Here is a 21,096-nt window from a genome sequence, read left to right on the forward strand (position 1 = left end):
ACTTCCCCTCAAGCACTATGTATGCACCTAACCTTTCCGCTTCTTACCGTGCGCGACTCAGGAGCTTGTTGTTCACATTCCGAGGTGGCCATAGAACAACGTGGAGCAAAAACGCAGCCTGTCGGCAAAGCATCCGGCAGCGGTTGAGCCCCGGGTAAAGGATTAAATCCGTTGCCCGGGAGCGCTCTCCATAACGCTTGCGTATACGGATGCCGCAGCCTCTGCCCTTCCCCTGTGAAATCGCTACGGGGTGCAATTTCAACTACGGTCCCGGCATACAATACAGCAATCCGATCGGCTACCGTCAAAGCTGCTTCAATGTCATGTGTGATCAGCATGACCGCACAACCTTCCTGAGCCAGCTGCTTGAATCGGCTTAAGGTCTCACTCATAGAAGGCGCATCTAAGCCTGGAGTGGGCTCATCCGCAATCAACAACTGAGCTCCGCTTACAGTTGCGGTTGAGACGAGAACTTTTCGCGCCATACCTCCAGAAAGTTGAAAGGGAAACAGTTTGGCGACAAAGTCCGATAACTTATATTTGCTAAAAGCTTTTCGCTGAAGCTCGGCCGGATTTCCTCGCCGAACCGCTTGTCTCACTTGATCGCCAACACGCATTAAGGGATCCAAATACTGCACAGACTGAGGAATAAGCGCGATTTCTTTCCCACGCAAACCCTCCTGCCTTTCAGCAGTCAGTTTCTCCCCTTTAAAGCGAATTGTCCCCTTAACTTGAGCATTGCCGGGAAGAATGCCCAAAATAGCGTGAGCCAGTAGACTTTTGCCGGAACCGCTGGAACCTACGACAGCTAGAATTTCTCCGGCATCGATCGAAAGCTCCAATTTATGTATGGCTTCCGTTTTTTTAGGGCGAAAGTGGCGATCCAACGTATTAAAGCTGATCGATAGTTCACTAACCTCCAACATCAAACTGAATCCCTCTTTTCAAGCTTAAAATGTGTTTAATGCTCATGTGCGCGTCTGGGATCTACCCACGTCTTCAAGTTCTCTCCCAACATGGCAAAAGCCCGAACCAACAGTAGCAAGCACAAGCCAGGGAACAACGCCAGCCACCACATGCCGGAAGATAAATACCTCATAGATTCGGATAAAATAATGCCAATCGCCGGCTCATGCGGGGAAAGTCCCATCCCTATGAAGGTAACGGCAGCCTCATGCAAAATGGCATGCGGAACGATTAAAATAAGCCCGACCAAAAGCTGGGGCAGCAGGTGCGGGATGATATGCCTTGTCGCAATCCACCAACTGGATTTTCCGAAATTACGCGATATGGAAACATACGGTGCGAAGCGGATCTGCATCACCTCAGCACGTATGACCCTTGTTAAAGCAGGCCAATGCGTTAGTGCGACACCGATGATAATACCTTTAGCCCCTCCACCTACAACAAAAGCAATCAAGAGGAGCGTTACAAGATGCGGGACGCTGAGAAACAAGTCCGTCAGCCAACTCACTAGTCGATTCACCGTTTTTCCCATAACGGCTGCCGCAAGCCCCATAATCCCCGCTATGATGACGCTTGAAGCTCCAGCAACAACACCGACCCTAAGGCTAAGCGCCAATCCTTTGATCGTGCGTGTTAACATATCTCTTCCTAACCAGTCCGTCCCAAAAGGATGGGCAACTGACGGCGCGAAATTACGTTGGTTCAAGCTAGTAGACAAGCCTGAGGAATCCATCCCTACAGACATAGCGAAAATGGTAAATAAGACGAGCATAGCAGCAACCGAGGTTAACGCAAGCTTATGACGATCATGCAGCCATCTCATGGTTTACCGCCTTCTTTCATTCTGGGATCAATCAGGCGATAACTCATATCAGCCATTGCATTTCCTGAATACACGAACACAGCGCTGAACAAAACTATGCCTAACAAAAGCGGAACATCGCCTCGGAGCCCTGCCTCCACCGCCGCCTGCCCGAGCCCAGGATACGAAAATACCTGCTCAGCAAGAACCGCTCCGCCAAACAACTCACTAAATGAAGCAAATTGTAGCGTGATTGCAGGCAGAGCCACATTCCGAAGCCCATGTCTCCAAAAAATTTGAAACCCCCGCTCCCCTCTCGCTCTTGCAAATATCCAATAGTCTTTGTTTGTAATATCAACCAGTTTTTCTCGCGTATGCAAAGTGATTGCTGCAACTCCGGTTACACTAAGTGTCAATGCCGGAAGCAGCATATGGCGAATTCGATCGAGCAGGTTGACTTCCTCAGAAGTAACCCCGGCAGGAACAGCCAAACCAACAGGCAGCCATCCCAACCATACCGCAAAAACGAGCATGAACAGCAAGCCAATCCAAAAAGTAGGCGTCGAGGATAGCGTGTAACAATACCAGCGAATCAGACGATCGATCCAAGTATTCCGATTCATAGCAGCTAGAACACCAGAAACAAATCCGATGATGCCGGATAGGACCCAAGCAATCCCCATCAGAGCAAGAGAGGCAGCAAATCGTTCGCCAATCACTTCGAGCACAGGCCTCCGGTAGATCATTGACGTTCCTAAATCACCGCTTGCCACAGCACACAGCCAATTCCAATACCGTGTTACCGGCGGTTCATTGAGTCCCCAGTACTGCATGATCATCTCTCTCTGTTCAGCGCTTACCTTCATCATATCGGCACCAACATAAGCCTGAACCGGATCAATAGGTGAGAAGTGAACTAATAGAAAAGAAATAGCGCTCACGGCAAGCAACAGCAGGATCAACCCCAGTCCTTTTCGTAAAAGGAACGGAGCCAGCATCCGGCTGACCCTTGTCAAGTTAGAGAATTCCCGCTCTATGATTTCCATTGCCATTCCTCGATGTTATCCGTTACCGGCCAGCCATGTCCGTGTGGATGGATTTTTTGCTTGCCGATATCAAGTCCTGTTCTCACCAAGTACAGATGATCCAGATTAATCAACCATGCCCAGGGTGCATCGCCTAACGTGCTTAATCCGGTTTCACCATCCCACTGCGCCTTTTTCCAAAAGCCCCATGCCTCTTTTTCGTTTGTTGCTTTTAAAGCTTGACTCATATAGCCTTCAACCTTCGCGTTGCTGTAGTACCCCGGGTTGTAATAGTCCACTCCACCATATTTACTGCTGTAAACGTTATACATCTCCAAGGGATCTTGACTTCCCCATCCAAAAAGAACAGGGTTCGCGTGCATTTGTTTCTCGAGGTCGTCCCAGCTTTTACCTTCGGCTTTCACTTGAATGCCCAGAGGCTTTAGCATATCTGCCGATGCAATGGCAAGCGATTGACGCGTGACATCACTGGAAGGATAAAGCAGATTGATCACTGCTTTCAGTGTTCCTTTTTCAACAACGCCATCATTGTCGGTGTCTTTCCAACCGTTATCTGCGAGCATTTTCTTCGCTGCATTCATATCCGCGTCAGCAAAAACAGCTTCAGGATTAAACCAAGGAAGTCCATCATTTAAGGTGTAAGCAGGAGTGCCGTGACCTTCTAAAACGCCTTGAACCAATGCTTTTCGATCGAGCGCTAGATTAATTGCCTTACGAATCGCTACATCCGCAGTGACATCGTTGCCGATCGGGTAACCGTCTTTCGTTTTCTCTCCGGATTTCACATAAGGAAACATGATGCCCCGATTGTCCACGGTTGCTGCTGTTTGTAACTCCATACCATTCACAGTTTGCTTACTAAAAGCCGCAGGAATCGCCGCCATATCCACCGTTCCTGCTTTGGCCGCTGCAAAAGCAGCGTCTTCCCCTAGGAAAAGGAAGGTGATTTTTTCGAAAAACGGCTTTTTCCCGTAGTAGTCTTGGTTCAATTCGACAATCAGCTGCTGCCCTTTATCCCATTGGACCCATTTGTAGGGACCGGAACCGATCGGTTTGTTGGCGTAATCCTTGCCGTGGGCATGCTTGGGGACAATGCCGGTTGCAACAAGCATCTGCGTAAACGTCGATTGCGGTTCTTTCAGTGTGAACTTGACGGTTGTCTCGTCAGGAGCTTCCGCACTTTTGACATTGCTCAGATCAATGGAAGATCCGCTCGACGCAGCGGTTTGATAGGTATATACGACATCATCTGACGTTAACGGTTGACCATCGCTGAACTTGACATCCTTGCGCAGCTTCACGGTCCAGATCAAGCCATCCGGGCTAACCTCATAACCCGTGGCGAGATCATTTGTAATATTCAAATTGCTGTCACGCTTAAGCAGCGTACTTTGGAAAAGCGGCGAACCGTATCGCCCCCACCCCGTCGTTGGATCAAAGCCTGCTTCAGGCTCCCCTCCGATAGCGAGAACGAGCTCTTTCTTGTTGGCCTCTGCCATCGGTTTTGGCTTCTCCACCGAACAGCCGCTAATCCAAATCATGGTGACGATCAAAATCAAAAAAATGACTAGTCGATGTTTCATTTTTATTCCCACCTTTCAATGTTCACGTGTGCAGTAGCACGATTAATTGAAATAGTAGCACAAAAATGACGACTAGTCATTATTCATTTCATCGAAATCACATACGCCCCTCCACAATTTTCCGAAAATGAGCCGGAATCCGGCCGATTTCGTAGCAAAAGGGAACTGGCGTCCTTTATTTTTGGGGAAGATGAGCTGCTTGCTACCCGAGCGGAACTACAGGCTCCTATTTGTCCACCACGGTGCATTGTTCAGCTGGAATTGGTCCAAATAGCGGAACGTAGTTCCCATTCCACGTGGCGCTGGTACCTTTCACTGAAATAGCGGACCCTAGTTCCCACCACAACTATGCTTCCATAGCATCCTCGAATTCCGTCACTGTATTTGGCAGGCGATCATCAAATTGATGCCAATCGCTGAGCATCTCATCATCGGTCAATAAACAACCATCCAGCGAAGCCGTAATATCAGCTCGATCCATCTCAATCCCAATGAACACGACCTTATTCATTCGATCCCCGTATGCAGCATCCCAATGCGGGATCTGGTCTGCCTCCTCCTCAAGAATAGCGTCTCTTTCCTCTTCCGGAAGCGCCGCTATCCAATATCCCGCAGGTCCGAACCGAACAGATGGGCCTGCTTGGCTCAAGTTTTGAGCATGATCGTTCCGGGTAGCGAGCCACATAATTCCTTTGGCTCTCACGATTTCTGCTGGCCATTCTGCCATCCAGCTCATCAGTCGGGAAGGCTCGAAAGGCCGAACTCTTTCGTACACAAAGGAAGAGATACCATATTCCTCGGTTTCAGGAGTATGCGTCTCCTTCGCCAACTCCTTCATCCAGCCTGCAGACGTGCTAGCCGCTTCAAAATCAAAAAGATGCGTGTTCAGTATGTCCGCTGGCGCCACCTGCCCATGAACAGAGCGAATAAACCTGGCTCTTGGCTGCAGCAAACGAAGAACGCCTTCCAGCTCATCTAGCTCTTCTTCCTCCAGCATGTCGCATTTATTCATAATCAGCACATCACAGAATTCGATTTGATCGATCAGAAGATCCACCACTTCTCTTGTGTCATCTTCCCCAACGGCTTGACTCCGTTCCAGCAGCGTTTCGCCTGAAGAATAATCGGTCCAGAACCGGTAAGCATCCACAACCGTCACCATACTGTCCAACCGACAAAAACTGGAGAGATCTATACCCTGTTCCTCATCAATGTAGGTGAACGTTTGAGCTACTGGCAGCGGTTCGCCGACCCCGGTTGACTCAATCAGGATATAGTCAAATGTATGATCTTTGGCAAGCCGTTCCACTTCCCTTAGCAAATCGTCCCGCAACGTGCAGCAAATGCAGCCATTGGACATTTCAACCAGACTCTCATTCGTCCGAGATAGCCCATTCCCCTCACGAATAAGCCCGGCATCGATATTCACTTCGCTTAAATCATTGACAATAACAGCCACTCTCAAGCCATCCCGATTATGTAAAATATGATTTAACAAGGTGGTCTTACCGGCTCCTAAGTACCCACTCAAAACCGTAACTGGTATTTTATGAACTGTTTTATGATCTGTTTTATGATCTGTTTTATGGTCTGTTCTATGATCTGTTCTATGATCTCTCATGTTCATTCATCTCCTATTCATTCAAAGCTTTCTTGAGTGCTTCCAGGTTTTTGGTCATGATCGCGATGTAATCCAAATTTTGCTTCTTATCTTCGTCCGTCAAGCCCTCTAATGGATTCAGCACATCCGTTTTTGCATTGATTTCTTTGGAAATCGTCTGGGCCACTTTCGGATCGACCAATGTTTCAAAGAAAATCGTTTTGACTTGATTTTGTTTGGCAAAATCAATGATTTCGGCCATTTTAGCCGGGGATGGCTCTTCTTCCGGCGAGAGTCCCGCGATTGGCACCTGCGTCAATCCATATTCTTTGGCCAGATAACCGAATGCAGCGTGCTGTGTCACGAAATCTTTCTGTTTCACATTGTTGAGCCCCGTACGGAAGGACTCATCCAAGGTTTTGAGCTTTGCGATAAAAGCATCGGCATTCCTCCGATAGTCCTCTTTGTGCGCTGGATCCGCTTGGGTCAACCCAGCCACAATGGACTCCACCTCTTTTTGAGCGAGAGCAGGGCTTAGCCACACATGTGGATCAAGGATTTTACCGTCAGCAGACTCCTTGTGTTCATCCTTGTGTTCCTCTTCTTCTTCCGGCAACCCTTCCATCAACGCGATGCCTCGGCTGGCTTCCACAACAACCCGCTTTGAATTGCCTGCGCTCGCAAGCGCCTGTTCGGCCCAACCTTCGACGATCCCGTTAAAAACGAACACATCGGCATCGCTCACTTTCTTCATATCTTTGGCGCTCGGCTCCCAATCATGAGGCTCGCTACCCGCAGGTATTAAAGCGATAACGTCTGCATGCTCCCCAGCTACCTGCTTGGTAAATTCATACATCGGATAAAAGGTGGTGACGACGTTAAGTTTGCCTGTGCCCGAGGACTGGGCTGCACAGCCTGATAAAATGAGTGTTGATACAGCAGTGAATACGAGTGATTTTGCCATCCATGAATTTTTCATTGTCGTTAATTCCTCCAAATAGATATGAGATGATAAGCATTAAGCAGACTCCTGTGAAGATGGAAGCAGAGCGCTGAATGCCGCTTGTTCGGCTTGAAGATTTTTTCGGCTGTTGACTTTGCTGAACTTGATGATCAGCTTTTTGATGCTTAAGCCGGTGATTAAGACGATTAATAAAAGAATCGCAATGGTTCCGCCAGGCGGTGTGCTTAATTCATAGGAAGCTGTAAGGCCTGAAAAAACACCAACCAAACCAATCCCCATGGCGATAAAAAGGGATGAAACAAAGCTGGGCGCAATCCGGATTGCTAATGCCGCTGGAAGTATAATAAGCGCGGATACGAGGAGCACGCCGACAATCGGCATGGCAGCGGCCACGATCATGCCCGTCAAAACACTAAAGCCAAGGGAGATCCACCTTACCGGCAATCCATTCGTTTTCGCGGTATCTTCATCGAACGTAATTTGATACAACGGCCGGCGAAATACGAAGAAGAAGAGACTGCCTATGATGGCAACAAGGAACATGAGCAGCAGCTCAATTTCATTGACGGCAACGACGGAACCGAACAAATAAGCGGAAAAACCCTTATTTACATTTGGATTAAGGCTCATGATGATGACAGCGGAAGACAAGCCGCCAACCATGATGATTGCAACTGAAATCTCACTATAGGATTTATAGGACCTTCTCACATATTCAACAGCGATCGCCCCCAAAGTTGCCACAACGAATCCGGATAAAGTAGGGTTGATATGCAAGTAAGCACCTCCCGCTACGCCCGCCAAGGAGACATGCGAGAGCATATCCGCCATAAGCGCTTGTCTTCGAAGCATCAGATACACTCCTAGAATGGAACCTATGATCGCGATTAACCCACCGGCACAAAATGCCCGCTGCATGAAGTCGTAGTGCAGCATTTCCATCCGCCATCCTCCTTTTTTTCCAGTTCAATAATGCGATTGAGATAAGGGGCTGCTTCTTCAAGATTATGCGTCACCATAATGACTGTGCGTCCGTGAACTTTGACTTGATGATGCATAAGTTGATAGAACCCGCACCGGCTATCTTGATCCATTCCTGTCGTAGGCTCATCTAGCACAAGCAGATCCGGCTCCTGCGCGAGAGCTCTGGCAATGCATATCCGCTGCTTCTGTCCGCCAGAGAGTTCCCCTATTTTGCGCTTACGCAAATCCCACATGCCCACCTGCCGCAGTGCAATCTCTGTCAAACGGTCATCTTCTTTCAACAGCTTTCTGAACCAGGAGCCGCTCGCGTATCTGCCTGAACGGACAAACTCCAGGATTGTGCTTGGGAATCCGCTATTGAACGCTGAGATTTGCTGCGATACATAGCCCACTTTCAGCTTTCTGCCCTCTTCATTCGCTGTCGATAAGAACACCTTCCCCTTCCATGGCTCAAGCAAGCCTAACATGAGCTTAAGCAAGGTAGACTTCGCTGCGCCATTGGGACCTGTAACCGCAACAAACTCACCGGATTGAATCTCAACATTCGCATCTTGTATACAGGGAATATCGTTATATCCGAACTCCACCGCTTTCAAAGAAGCCACTAACATACTTACAATCCTCCCTACATGTAAAAATTACGAATAAACATTAATAAAAAAAGATGAACCTGCTTATACATGTAATAGTGATGGCAACCGAATCATTAAATCGTAATAATTACTATTACTTCGACAAATATAGCCTGTTAAAAAGACGTTGTCAACACCGAAATCACCAGATGCCTATTTTCTTGCCCTTTCATTTTCTTGCATTTTAAAAGCTTATCTTGCAGCTATCCCTTATTTGTACTACAATCTAATTCGTAAACATTACACTTAAAAGAGAAGGGAATCTCCTTATGAATAAAGTGCCTGTGATCATACTGAGTGGATTTCTAGGCAGCGGCAAAACGACTCTGCTTCTTCGCATGCTCCGAGAAGCTGCCGCCTATCACCTCATGCCAGCAGTTTTAATGAATGAATTAGGGAAACAGGATGTCGATGGGCATCTGCTGTTGGACGTTTCTCCACACCTTCCTCTGGCGAAACTGCTGGATGGCTGCATCTGCTGCACCAAAAAAAGCGATATCCAAGATTCGCTCAAACAACTAATAGCACGTAAGCCGGATGTCATTCTCATCGAGTTGACCGGTGTCGCTAACCCCGAAGAAATCGTCGATGCTTTAACAGAACCTGCCCTGCTGCCTCATGTAAAACTTCACTCGACCATCACGGTTCTTGATGCCGAGCATGTGCTTGATTACAACAGTATTTTTGCTTCAGATCGCGAGCTCGTTCATACGCTTAGAAAACAGATCGAAGTTGCCGACCTTCTTCTACTGAACAAAATCGATCTCATTTCAGACAAGCAGCTGAAGTCTATCGAGAAAACGGTTCGCAAATTCAACAGTCAAGCCTTGTTGCTGCCTACGACATTCAGTCAACTGGATTTAGAAAAGCTTTTCGGCAGCCTCCCACCCAGACAATCGCAACCCCGGGCCACACCTACTTTGAGTAAAAGTATAAACATGCGCGTAGTCAAAGCTGTACAAGAACCGCGGACAGCTTCCAAGCACACCGCTTCTTTCTCACGTGTTCAAACACTCGCCATTTCAATTGGACATGATGTTGTGGTCACTCAAAGTCTTGTGGAACATTACTTGGGAAAATGGGGAAAATCACTGCTTCGCGCCAAAGGTTATTTACGAATTGGCACCAAACGCGAAGCTTTCCTGCTGCAATTTGCAGGCAAACGTACGACTTGGCAACCTGCTGCGTATCAAGAAGCTCCTTATCTGGTTCTCATAGGGCTTGATTTGGACGTACAATTGCTCGAAGATGACTGGACAAAACGGCTGAATGACTCTCAAACGAGATAACAGGAAGGAGCCTTTTCTAATGCCGAACACCGTATTTCGAGTGAGTATGCATCTCATGACCGCCCTCATCTTCCTCCTTCTCGTCCTCATCTTTTGGAACAAAAATGTATCGCTGCCGGAAATCCTGCAAACGGAGTCTATGCAAGCATTTAAAACTATTTTTATAAGTATCCTGTTAGAAGCCCTCCCTTTCATATTGGTAGGTGTATTGCTTTCATCGCTGCTGCAAACCTTTGTATCCGAACAAACAATTCGTCGCTTTATTCCAAAGAACCCTATCCTCGGCATTTTGTTTGCCTGCTTGCTGGGTATCCTTTTCCCCATGTGCGAATGCGGTATGATCCCTGTCGTACGAAGGCTTATTCTCAAAGGAATGCCTGTTTACATAGCCGTTGTTTTCATCCTGACCGGTCCGATTATTAACCCGATTGTGTTTGCAGCCACCTTCATGGCCTTCCGAAATCACCCTGCTATGGCCTATTCCCGCATAGGACTAGCTTTTGCCGCCGCTGTAATCATCGGCCTCATCCTCTATCGATTTGTCAAAAGCAATCCACTGCGCAACAGCCGCGCTAACTTCTCAAATCAAGCTGATTGGGAAGGCCATTCGCATCAAGGGGGAGGCTTCGCAAGCAAAATAAACACCTTTTTCGTACATGCCTCTGATGAATTTTTCGAAATGGGCAAATATTTGATCTTCGGTTCCCTGCTTACAGCTCTGATTCAAATCTTTATGCAGCGCGAAAGCCTCCTTGCAATAGGTCAGGGTCCGATCAGTTCACATGTGTTTATGATGGGATTTGCCTACATTCTTTCGCTATGCTCGACCTCGGATGCCTTCGTCGCTTCCTCTTTTCAGACTTCGTTCACGTCCGGATCTCTACTAACCTTCATGGTATTTGGGCCCATGCTGGATTTCAAAAGCACGCTCATGCTGCTTTCCATTTTTAAATCTAAATTTGTCCTTCTGCTTTCGATCTTGATTGTCATTACGGTTCTCAGCTGCTCGCTGCTCGCTCAACATTTCTTATAAAAATCGGCTTCCAAGGAGGAATAAAATTGAGTCAAGCTCGCATCATCAGTTTTCATTATTTCTTACGCACAGCAATTCTATTGGGAATCTCAAGCTATATTGTAGTCCTTTCCAGATCGGATGCCCTTACGTATTACATTGCGCCGCGCATGATGATCTATGTGAAAATGGCTTCCGTTGTCCTGTATATCATTGCCTGTTTTCAAGGTTACATGGCCTTGCGCGCCTATTGGGGAAAGCCTGTCACCTGTGAATGTGAACAGCCCGTTTCCCGCTCCGTTTTACGGAATACGCTGGCGTACGGACTTTTGATAATACCGTTGTTCATCGGTTTTGGGCCTCCGGATACGGCATTGAGCAGTACGATGGTCGCTACCAAAGGGATGAATCTTTCTGCTTCCAAATCGAGTCTTACGGCGACAGCGACTACAGGGACAACAACGGAGGTACCGACAACTACGACAGGAACTACAGGGACATCAACATCGAAAGCAACGACAGCGACAACAGCGACTGATCCAGCCTCTGCAGCCTCCATTCCGAGTACGAAGATGCCGGCTCCCGCAAACACGGATGCGGACTTGCAGAAATTATTTCAAGCGGACAAGGAGTGGGACGAAGACTTTTCCAAAATCGGCATGATCCTTTATAAAAAAGATACCATCGTCGTGAAACCGGAGATTTATATGGAGATTCTCTCCTCGATCGACTTATTCAAAAATAATTTTATCGGTAAAAAAATTGAACTCACCGGCTTCGTTTATCGGGAAGACAATATGGCCAGCAACCAGTTTGTCGTTGGCCGCTTTGCGGTTAGCTGTTGTTCCGCGGATGCGACTCCTTACGGCGTTATGATTGACTTCCCCACTGCGGCAACTTACCCCAAGGACATGTGGGTCAAAGTCACGGGGACTGTTCAGAATGGCAGCTACAATGGCAATGATATTTTCATCATCAAGGCCATGCAAGTTGATAAAATCGCAGCGCCCAGCTCGCCGTATGTTTATCCTAATTTTGAACCACTCAAGGAGCTTCAATGATTGATCTTGCTCTGCCCGCTCAAGGAGCTTCATTGAGCGAACTTGCCCTGCCCGGTTTTTAGGGGAACTCCTGTCCCTTATTTAACCCAAAAGCTCGATTTGCGAGTTGGTGGAGAACTACAGGGTCTTATTTCGCCCCAATCCCCCAAGTTTCCGCCAGCAACGGCGAAATAGTGAACCACAGTTCCCTTGGCAGAATCAAATGAACAGTTTTGAGCAAAATAGCGCCTTCTAGTTCCCTTCCCCTGCTAATTATCCGGCACAACTCCGCTCTGGCGAGCAATACTTATGCACTACCGTCGATTTCCCAACACGCGCGCTAATCATCGGCACGCATTGGGAAGTCGGCGTATGACGGCGGTCAGTCCCACTCCACGCTTGATCCCCATGCCGATTTCACCAATTGTACCTTGACAATCTGCCCCATAATGAATAGAATTAGACACGAAAATGATAATCATTCTCATAATAATCATCTTCAGCAGGGGGTACAGAGATCAATGTTACGAAGAAATGTCCAGATGTTCCGCAATTTCAGGAGTATGGCGCTAATCCTTATCACAGCCTGTGTGTTCATTGTGGCAGGTTGCGGACAACAAGCACCAACTTCCCAAACGACAGATAAGACAGGAGCAAGTAATTCGCCTGCACCTTCACCGTCCGCACAACCGAGCAGCTCTACAGAATACACCGTAAAACATGCCATGGGTGAAACGAAAATACCAGGAACACCTAAGAAGGTCGTCGTTCTGACGAACGAAGGAACAGAGGCCGTTCTAAGCCTGGGTCTTAAACCTGTCGGAGCTGTAAAATCTTTTACAAGTACGGGTGACTGGTATGAGCATATTAAGGCTGACATGCAAGGTGTTACAGTCGTAGGTGACGAGAATCAGCCCAATTTGGAATTGATTGCTTCCCTCAAACCAGATCTCATCATCGGCAATAAATTGCGTCAAGAGAAGGTCTATCCACAACTGTCCGCTATCGCGCCAACTGTATTTTCCGAAAAGCTTATGGGCGACTGGCAAATTAACTATCGTGTGTACGCGGAAGCTTTGAATAAAAAGGCCGAAGGCGATAAAATCATCGGTGATTTCGAAAATCGCATTACGGCTTTCAAACAAAAAGCTGGGGACAAACTCAATACCAAAGTATCCATCGTTCGCTTCATGCCAGGTAAAGTTCGGATTTATATGAAAGATACATTCTCCGGCGTTGTCTTGAAAAAGCTCGGCTTCCAGCGTCCAGCACCGCAAGATCAAGAAAAATTCGCAGATGATGTGCAAAAAGAACGAATTCCGGATATGAACGGCGACGTGCTTTTCTATTTCACCTATGAGAATGACAAAGGCGAAGGCAGCAAAATTGAGCAGGAGTGGCTAAACGACCCTCTATGGAAAAATTTAGATGTAGTTAAAAAAGGCAATGTGCAACAAGTTAGCGACGCCATTTGGAATACAGCCGGTGGCATTAAAGCGGCTAACTTACTGCTTGATGACCTGGAAAAGTATTTTCTTAAAAAGTAAGAAAAAGAAAAAAGAAGCCGGATCATAGATCCCAGCTTCTTTTTTTTGTTGCGTTTGATGTGGCAGTAGAATTTAACCATGCTGCAGGCAATACTTCATACAATTTTTATTCCAATTTGGATATCATTTTTCTAAGCGAACATTATCCGGTAAACAGGTTCTCTTTCTTTTCCGCTTTTCACGCAATAAAAGCTAGTATTCCCCGAATTCAATTAAATATACATGAATAAATCTTTTTTTATAGCGGCACTCTTACTTCCGCAACCGAGATCCTTCTCTGCTCCAGCTTTCTAGCTTTGGCAGGGCGTATCACCGGCTCCTCTTCACCTGCTTCAACGATGCGGGCAAGGAGTCGCTCTCTCAGTTCAGCCGTAATGGCTGCGTAGCTTTCCACGCCGATGAGATTGCTCAACTCATGCGGGTCCGCATGAAGATCGTATAAGAACTGCTCCTCATACACATCCGATGCCGCATCATTCCAAGCATTTTTGTCTGGCGCATGAACGCTGTATTTCCACCGATTCGTCCGTATCGCCCGGCCTACTTCGGATTCACTGATTTGCAAAAACACTTCCTTCGGCCAATCCACACTTTTCTTTTGCGCCAAAGGCAAGATGGAACGCCCCTGCATGCTTTCCGGTACAGGAATACCAGCTGCGTCTAGCAGGGTAGCCGGCAGATCCAGCAAGCTAACCAGCTCCTGAATTCTACCTCCTGCCTGAAAGCCTGGCCCTATCAAAGCCGTTGGAACTCGAATCGAGCTATCATGGCAGGAACGCTTGTATTCAGAATTACGCGTCTTGAAATGGCAACCATGATCGGAGGTAAACAACACGATCGTATTGTCTAGTAGTTGCAGGCTCCGCAATGCATCAATCAGGCGGCCCAGCGCTTCATCCAACCGCTTGACCATCCCGTAGTAACCGCCTAAGTGCTGATGGGCAGTTCCACCGAGAGCAGCGAGATCCGGCGGTATCCAACGTCCGCTATATTGATCCTCATACCCGATTGGAGCCGGATAATTGTCCAGATGATTTTGGTGATGAGGCTCGATATAGGACACGAATAGAAAGAACGGATCTTCTGTCTTCTCCTGACGGTTCCGTTTCTGCTCCTTATGTACAAATTGGATCGCTGCATCCGTTAAAGCATCCGCTCGGTAACCCGGCAGGTTAACGGGTTCATTATCATTATTGTACATGATCGTATCGTATGCATCGGAGGAAAATTCCAACACATTAGAGGCTAACCAATGCTCATAGCCCCCCCTTTGTTCCTCAGGTACAGGTTCCGTACCAGCCAAATGCCATTTGCCAATATACCCCGTATGGTATCCTGAATCACGGAAATAATGGGCTAACGTTTTGCTTTCAGCAGGCAGCGGAATCCCGTTGCGGTAACAGCCTGTAGACGTTGCATACTTGCCGGTCTGCAGGCAGGACCGAGCGGGACCGCATACCGGTTGGCAGGTGATCGAATGATACACATGCGTACCTTCGACCGCCATTCGGTCGAAATTCGGGGTAAGCCCCAGTGGATTGCCATGCACCCCTGTGGTATCCCATCTTTGTTGATCGGTAAAAAATACGATAACGTTCGGACGTACGGCTCCCTTTTCTCCCATAACATCACGCCTCCTTCATCTGATCCCTAACTATATTCTCTTGCAATCTACCATAATCCTTGATCGCTGAATCGGCGCGCCAGCCAGTTGGTAAACAGCAGCAGCAGCAAACCGGCCAAGGACTGAAATAATCCTGCGGCAGTCGCAATCGAAAACCGCCCCAAACTGAGCCCGACACGATAGACATACGTATCCAAAATATCCGCAACATGAAGCACAACATCGTTAGATAAAATAAAGACCTGATCGAATCCTGCGGATAAAATTTGCCCTGTTCGGAGTATCAGCATAATCACGATCGTCCCTGATATCGCCGGAAGCGTCACGTGGCTGATTAACCGGAAGCGATTGGCGCCATCCATGCGTGCTGCTTCATACATTTCCGGATTAATTCCTGCAATCGCCGCCAAATAAATGACCGTCCCCCAGCCCACTTCCTTCCAAATATGCGAGACGACGAGCAATGAGCGGAACGACTCCGGCTGCATTAGCGGGGAACTGCTGAACCCTAACCACGAGATCAAGCCCGTTCCCGGCGATAGAATAGCAAACAAGATGCCTCCCAGAACAATCCACGATAAAAAGTGCGGGAAATACAAAATGCTCTGAATGATCCTTTTGAATCTGCGATGGATGACCTCATTCAGCAAAATGGCAAGAGCAATTGGCGCAGGAAAACCGAAAATCAGCTTATAAAAACTTATGAGTAACGTATTGTAGAGCGCATTCCAGAAATCCCCTGTTGACCAAAGAATACGGAACCACTTTAACCCCACCCAAGGGCTGCCAATTACCCCCTGCGTTAGCTTATAGTCTTTAAAAGCAATGATAACGCCGCCCATCGGAATATACTTGAATACAATAAAATAAATAAGGCCAGGCAGCAGCAACGCGTAATAATATCTATACTTCAGCAGCTTGCGAATAAAAGAGCTGGTTGGCGCTGCTTTTGTACCTAAAACAGAAGGCTTTGGATGGCTCGCTTGACTGCTCATAAGGCACCTCCTTTTTCTAACTGAAGCTTGCGGTATTCACCTGGCGTGATTTTTTCCCATTTTTTGAAAAATCGGATGAAGCTCTGCACATCGTGGTAACCGATCTGACCACAAATTTCCTGCAACGAGTATTGGCAATTGCCTACGAATAGCAGCTCCTTGCTTTTATCAATGCGCAGTCGGGTCAAATAATCAAGCGGTGCTTTCCCGGTCTCCGCACGAAACATTCGGCTTAAGTAACTGGAGCTGACACCGACGTGCTCGGCAATATCAGCAATGGATTCGATCCGATCGTAATGGGCCTGCATATAGTCAATTGCTTTGCTAATGTAGGCATTGCTCATTTTATTATCCTGGAACTGTTCAAGCAGGTTCATGATGTCGGTGATATAGCCATAGAACAGCTCCTTCACTTGACCAATATGTTCGCATTCACTGACGGATTGGAACCGTAAATGGACCTTATCCAGCGAATAACCATCCTCATACAGCTCTTGTACGATCGCGCCCATCATCAAGGTAATGGTGTCTTGCACTTCATCTCGGGTATAAGATTTGCCGACCATATAACGGTCGAACAGTTCGTCGAGAGACAACTTGGCCGACTCTCTATCTACCGACTTAAGGCGACGCAGCAGCTCTTTCTGTATGGCCAGTGGATAACTCCATTTTCTGGAATCCGCCGTATCTTCGAAAAAGACACAATCGGTTTGGTACGTCCAAGCCGTATTGTGCAGCGCACGTTTGGCCTCGTGGTACGACTTGTTCAAACTGTTCATTGACGAATAAATGCCACCTAGGGCAATCTGCAGGGTAATTCCGAATTCCTCCTGCCCGATCCGGTTCGCTGCCTGACAGCAAGCAGCCAGTTCCAGTTTTAGCTGAGTTATGTAAGTAGAAACAGGGACATTCAAAATAAACCCGAACTGATGGTTTTCTAGTATGGTCCCAACAACAAACAGGCGTCTCCTCAGTTCTTTCTCGATGGTACTGAACAGCAGCAAGCGGATTTCGTTGTAGTCTTCCTGGTCCTCCAATGGCTGCATGTCTGCTCGCACAATGATGGCAGCGTAATAAGAATGGGGGAATACAATGCCAAGATGCTGAAGTCGATTCGCCATCACCGAGGTTTCGAACACCCGATTGGTTAAAATGTCATAGATCAACCGGAACCGGATGATCGGTTTACTCTGCTCCAAGGTTTGTTTGATGTAGCGGTTTTCTGATACGAGTTCCCGGATCGCCTCGGCGATCAGCTGGCTTTCATCCTTTTTCACCATGTTCCCCGGGTGCCCCGCCTGCTGTTCGACATAGTCCCTCACCATGTTTTTCCATGGTCTGGTGAAGCGAATACTATAGAGGCATGCAAGCGCTATGCTGATCAAAATAATGACTGCCGCCACCTGAGTTGCAGCATGCACCTTACTTTTCCAGGCAGCTTGGTAAACCGAGTAGGGAATGCGTTCTGCAACTATCCATGGGGTCGTATCAGACCTTGCATAGCTGAGGAAATAGGTCTCATCTTCCCCCTGTACTTTCACCATCCCTGAGGAATCGGACAGTGAATGTCCCGCCTTCAGAGATTGTAAAGCCATCGTGAATGCTTTGCTTCTGGCATTATTTTCTGAAAGAATGGCATAACTTTCGCTGTCCATGATCATCATTTTACTGCTATCCACATTCGCATAGCGAAACAAGGCATCGAAGAACGCTTGACGCTTCACATTCAGAATGAGTTCCCCAAGAGGTTCTTTGGCGGTCAAAGGTACTAGCCTGTGAAAGGTAAGCAGTTCAACCGGCTCCGAGGGTGATGTATCCTTCAGACTGCGCATCTGATAACCTTTGCTGCTGCCGGCTTCAAAGTTTGTCGTAATGATTTGCTTATCAAAAAATTGATCCAGGGCATAGATGCCTTCATTCGTCGTGAGAATCCGGTTGTTAAGGCGAAAATACAAATAGATGGAATATAAGAGATTGTTGGAATTCACTTCGTCTTTCAACTGATTCTTTAATGCTCCATATTGCAAAATGGAAAAGGGATATGGATTCGTTAGCGCCTCATTGACTCCTGGCTTCAGAGAAACTTGCAAGGACAGCTGCTCGATATTCTCAATCAATGATTCGGCATGCTTCATCATGCCCGAGATTTCGTTCTGAGACGAACGCGCAAGCTCGGATTTGATATCGTGGGAAACAATCATCAGATACGACGAACCGACCGCCAAAATGAGGATCACTATGATAGTCATATAGGATACGAGCATTTTATTAAACATAGACAGTCCCCTCTCTGTTTCAAGCACGATTCGATTCGTCGTCCTGTGTTTACGTACCGACTATTTCGCTTTCTTCCATTCCGCGTTAACCTGCTTCTCAATTTCTTGCCCGCCTTCTTGGTAATACCGTTTGACTAGTTCATCCCATTTATCGACGGACCAGGCGCCGGTGACAATTTTGGCGAAGTATTCATCCCAAAGCTTTTTGATATCCGGGTAGTCGTTCATGGCCTGCACGCTCTTCCAGAACTTGTTGTGAACCAGATTCTGAGGGTCATTGGAAATGGTCATCGCCGCTGTCGCTTCGTCCGTTAACCAACGGCGGTCTACGACTTGCAGGAAGCGAATTGGATTCGAATACCCTTTCTTATACAGCTCGGAATAATTCGGCACAAGCAGCTTAATTTTGTTTTTGTCTTTATCGAATTGATAATCCTCATTCTCGATCCCGTAAGTGACCAGATCAAAGCCTGGGCCTGCTGACCAGTTAATCAACTCCATCAGCTTCTCCGGATTTTTGGCTTTGGCCGAAATCGCCCGAATGTCGCTATAGGCTGGCGAATTCTCGGCAGCTCCTTTTTTCCCGCTCGCGCCGGCAGGAGGTGCAAGGAAGGAAAGTTTCGCTGTCGCAACGGTCTTCTTCAGAGCGCTATAGTTGGCTCCTGTAGGATCAGCATCGAAGGCTGTTCCCTCAAAAATGCCGGCTTTGGAGTTAATGATCTTTTCATTCATTTGCTTCGCTTCCATAATAGGGAACTCCGGATCGATAATGCCTTCTTTGTACCAGCTTTGCAATAAAGCAAGCGCTTGCTTCGTTTCGGGCAAGACCATTCCCTGCTTCAATTGTCCGTCACGCTCTTGCCAGAACGTCGGAACGACACCGAAAGCACCAAACACCGTGCTGAAATAATTCCCATTGGCTCCGGCTCCGAGAAGCTTATTAGTCGTAATGCCAAATGTATCCTTTTTCCCATTTCCGTCCGGATCATTAAACGTGAACGCCTTAAGCACGTCATGAAGCTCATCCAACGTGGTCGGCGTTTTCAGCTTGAGTGTATCGAGCCAATCCTGGCGTATGAGCAGCCCGTTCACGTTAGGTCCATTGAAGGTCTCCGGGCGATAACCAGGCGGTAAACCGTACAACTTGCCTTTGTATTTAAGAATGTCCAAATCCTCAGGCTTCAGAAACTTCGTAACATTAGGCGCATTCTTTAACAAATCGTCCAATGGCAAAATCAAGCCTTCATCTGTCAACCGATTCAGTGTCAGGAGATCCGGCACACTAAAGTAATCCGGCAGGTCACCGGAAGAAGCAAGTAAGTTCAGCTTGGTCTTGTACTCATCCCCGGAAGCCATGGAAATGTTGTAATCAATCCCTTTGATTCCCGCTTGATCCAGCGCTGCCAACACCTTTTGCTTCGCTGGCCCGCCATCTGCCGGGTATTCAGGTGCTTGGAAGTTGCGGAAAATCTTGAATGTAACTTTGGCAGAGTCCCCGCCTGAAGCATTGTTTGGCTGAGCTGCTGCGCTAGGCGCGCTTGTCGACCCGCTGTTCTCGGACGCCGGGCTACTGCTGCACGCGGCCGTAAGGCTAGCTGCTATAGTTAAGATAAGAACCGTCTTATATGTATGAAATGACATGGAATTGTCCCCTCCTGTACAATCTATTCAATTTACTCAACAATAATATTAAATCCGAAGCTTATCTTAAGCTTTAACCGAACCGATCAAGGTCCCCTGTACGAAGTACTTTTGTAAAAACGGATAAACAATAAGGATCGGAAGCACCGCCATAATCGTCGTTGCTGCAATGACCGATTCCGTCGAGGAACCCGTGCTTTCCCCCGTCATTTGGGCGATGGTCTGCCCGTTGATAATATCCCGGAGAAGAACGGGAAGTACGTACTTGCTTTTGTCATTCAGATAAAAAAGCGCCTGCAAATAATTGTTCCAATACCCGACCGCTTCCCACAAGGCAATTGTTGCGAGCACCGGTTTCGAGAGAGGGAGAATAACGCTGCCAAAAATACGAATGGCGTGAGCCCCATCCATGGTTGCCGATTCATCCAACTCCCGGGGGAGCGTCCGAAAGAAGCTCATCATAACGATGACGTTATACGCCGATATCGCCGTCGGCAGAATCAACGACCACAAAGAGTTGATAAGTCCAACGCTTTTTACCAGTAAATAAGTAGGGATAATGCCACCGCTAAACAACATCGTGAATAAAATAAGAAGAACGAACCACTTTTTACCGGGCAAGTCTTGTTTAATGAGGGGAAATGCCGTTGCCGCCGTCAGAAATACGCCGATGAATGTGCCAACCACTGTAATAAATAAACTGTTGCCATACGCAAGCCATAAATACCGGGAATGCAAGATGTTGACGTAAGCATCCGTAGTAAAATCTCTTGGCCACAAAAATAGGCCGCCTTTCATTGCCTCCTCCATACCGCTGAAGGACACAGCCGCTTCCCGCCACATCGGGTAGAGAGTGGCCAGGGTTAACGCGATTAAAAAAATGATATTGAAAATTGAAAATAGGTTGCCTCCTTTTGAACTCATCTGCTAGCTCTCCTCCGTAAAACGCTATTGTCATTCGGCTAATTCCGACTAATTTAATTATGTATAAAATGCGTGTATGAATATATATTTAGTTTTTGTACTAATGATTAAAATTTGAATTAATCGCCCGAAAAGCTTGTCCTATCAAGGTTTTATTAAAAATCAAAAAAA

17 protein-coding genes are annotated in these 21,096 nt (G+C 47.3%); 4 read left to right on the forward strand and 13 right to left on the reverse strand.

Annotation, left to right across the window (positions count from 1 at the left end):
- Positions 1 to 8: 8 nt before the first annotated feature.
- The 8 genes from GON05_RS27865 to GON05_RS27900 all read right to left on the reverse strand — a co-directional run bounded on the left by GON05_RS27865 (position 9) and on the right by GON05_RS27900 (position 8,556).
- Positions 9 to 926, reverse strand: coding sequence for an ABC transporter ATP-binding protein (locus GON05_RS27865; protein ID WP_157323810.1), 918 nt, complete (start codon positions 924 to 926; stop codon positions 9 to 11).
- Between the two features lie 35 nt (positions 927 to 961).
- The gene (locus GON05_RS27870; protein ID WP_157323811.1) at positions 962 to 1,789 is read right to left on the reverse strand and encodes an ABC transporter permease; all 828 of its coding nucleotides are present in this window, start codon (positions 1,787 to 1,789) and stop codon (positions 962 to 964) included.
- Positions 1,786 to 2,814 (reverse strand): ABC transporter permease, encoded by a 1,029-nt coding sequence (locus GON05_RS27875; protein ID WP_397370502.1) that lies wholly within the window; start codon positions 2,812 to 2,814, stop codon positions 1,786 to 1,788. Before GON05_RS27875 ends, GON05_RS27870 begins: the two co-directional genes overlap by 4 nt.
- Positions 2,802 to 4,397, reverse strand: coding sequence for an ABC transporter substrate-binding protein (locus GON05_RS27880; protein ID WP_157323812.1), 1,596 nt, complete (start codon positions 4,395 to 4,397; stop codon positions 2,802 to 2,804). Before GON05_RS27880 ends, GON05_RS27875 begins: the two co-directional genes overlap by 13 nt.
- A gap of 346 nt (positions 4,398 to 4,743) precedes the next feature.
- Positions 4,744 to 6,018, reverse strand: a complete 1,275-nt coding sequence (locus GON05_RS27885) for a GTP-binding protein (RefSeq protein ID WP_157323813.1) — start codon at positions 6,016 to 6,018, stop codon at positions 4,744 to 4,746.
- A gap of 13 nt (positions 6,019 to 6,031) precedes the next feature.
- Positions 6,032 to 6,976, reverse strand: a complete 945-nt coding sequence (locus GON05_RS27890) for a metal ABC transporter substrate-binding protein (protein WP_157323814.1) — start codon at positions 6,974 to 6,976, stop codon at positions 6,032 to 6,034.
- A 39-nt stretch (positions 6,977 to 7,015) separates the two neighbouring features.
- Positions 7,016 to 7,903, reverse strand: a complete 888-nt coding sequence (locus GON05_RS27895) for a metal ABC transporter permease (RefSeq protein ID WP_157323815.1) — start codon at positions 7,901 to 7,903, stop codon at positions 7,016 to 7,018.
- Positions 7,849 to 8,556 carry a metal ABC transporter ATP-binding protein gene (locus tag GON05_RS27900; RefSeq protein ID WP_157323816.1) on the reverse strand — a complete coding sequence of 236 codons (708 nt, stop codon included), beginning with the start codon at positions 8,554 to 8,556 and terminating at the stop codon, positions 7,849 to 7,851. The genes GON05_RS27895 and GON05_RS27900 overlap by 55 nt, the downstream gene beginning before the upstream one ends.
- A 290-nt stretch (positions 8,557 to 8,846) precedes the next feature.
- Here GON05_RS27900 and GON05_RS27905 point away from each other — a divergent pair, with 290 nt between their 5' ends.
- The 4 genes from GON05_RS27905 to GON05_RS27920 all read left to right on the forward strand — a co-directional run bounded on the left by GON05_RS27905 (position 8,847) and on the right by GON05_RS27920 (position 13,465).
- The gene (locus tag GON05_RS27905) at positions 8,847 to 9,866 is read left to right on the forward strand and encodes a CobW family GTP-binding protein (protein ID WP_157323817.1); all 1,020 of its coding nucleotides are present in this window, start codon (positions 8,847 to 8,849) and stop codon (positions 9,864 to 9,866) included.
- Positions 9,867 to 9,885: 19 nt separating this feature from the next.
- Positions 9,886 to 10,899: a permease gene (locus GON05_RS27910; protein ID WP_157323818.1), complete on the forward strand. Its 1,014-nt coding sequence runs from the start codon at positions 9,886 to 9,888 to the stop codon at positions 10,897 to 10,899.
- Between the two features lie 26 nt (positions 10,900 to 10,925).
- Positions 10,926 to 11,939 (forward strand): TIGR03943 family putative permease subunit, encoded by a 1,014-nt coding sequence (locus tag GON05_RS27915; protein WP_157323819.1) that lies wholly within the window; start codon positions 10,926 to 10,928, stop codon positions 11,937 to 11,939.
- A gap of 500 nt (positions 11,940 to 12,439) precedes the next feature.
- The gene (locus GON05_RS27920) at positions 12,440 to 13,465 is read left to right on the forward strand and encodes an ABC transporter substrate-binding protein (protein ID WP_246239521.1); all 1,026 of its coding nucleotides are present in this window, start codon (positions 12,440 to 12,442) and stop codon (positions 13,463 to 13,465) included.
- A 238-nt stretch (positions 13,466 to 13,703) separates the two neighbouring features.
- Here GON05_RS27920 and GON05_RS27925 read toward each other — a convergent pair whose 3' ends face one another.
- From GON05_RS27925 to GON05_RS27945, 5 genes are all read right to left on the reverse strand, one after another.
- On the reverse strand, positions 13,704 to 15,089 hold the full coding sequence (locus GON05_RS27925) for a sulfatase family protein (protein WP_157323820.1): 1,386 nt from the start codon (positions 15,087 to 15,089) through the stop codon (positions 13,704 to 13,706).
- A 47-nt stretch (positions 15,090 to 15,136) separates the two neighbouring features.
- Complete coding sequence (locus tag GON05_RS27930; RefSeq protein ID WP_157323821.1) at positions 15,137 to 16,084, reverse strand: ABC transporter permease; 948 nt, start codon at positions 16,082 to 16,084, stop codon at positions 15,137 to 15,139.
- A complete protein-coding gene (locus GON05_RS27935; protein ID WP_157323823.1) occupies positions 16,081 to 18,333 on the reverse strand; it encodes a helix-turn-helix domain-containing protein in 2,253 nt (750 codons plus the stop codon). The genes GON05_RS27930 and GON05_RS27935 overlap by 4 nt, the downstream gene beginning before the upstream one ends.
- Before the next feature lie 87 nt (positions 18,334 to 18,420).
- On the reverse strand, positions 18,421 to 20,001 hold the full coding sequence (locus GON05_RS27940; protein ID WP_157323825.1) for a type 2 periplasmic-binding domain-containing protein: 1,581 nt from the start codon (positions 19,999 to 20,001) through the stop codon (positions 18,421 to 18,423).
- Positions 20,002 to 20,067: 66 nt separating this feature from the next.
- Positions 20,068 to 20,925: a carbohydrate ABC transporter permease gene (locus tag GON05_RS27945; protein ID WP_157323827.1), complete on the reverse strand. Its 858-nt coding sequence runs from the start codon at positions 20,923 to 20,925 to the stop codon at positions 20,068 to 20,070.
- Between the last annotated feature and the right edge of the window lie 171 nt (positions 20,926 to 21,096).

The sequence above is a fragment of the Paenibacillus anseongensis genome, assembly GCF_009757995.1.
In the GTDB taxonomy this organism is placed as follows: Bacteria; Bacillota; Bacilli; order Paenibacillales; family NBRC-103111; genus Paenibacillus_E; species Paenibacillus_E chondroitinus.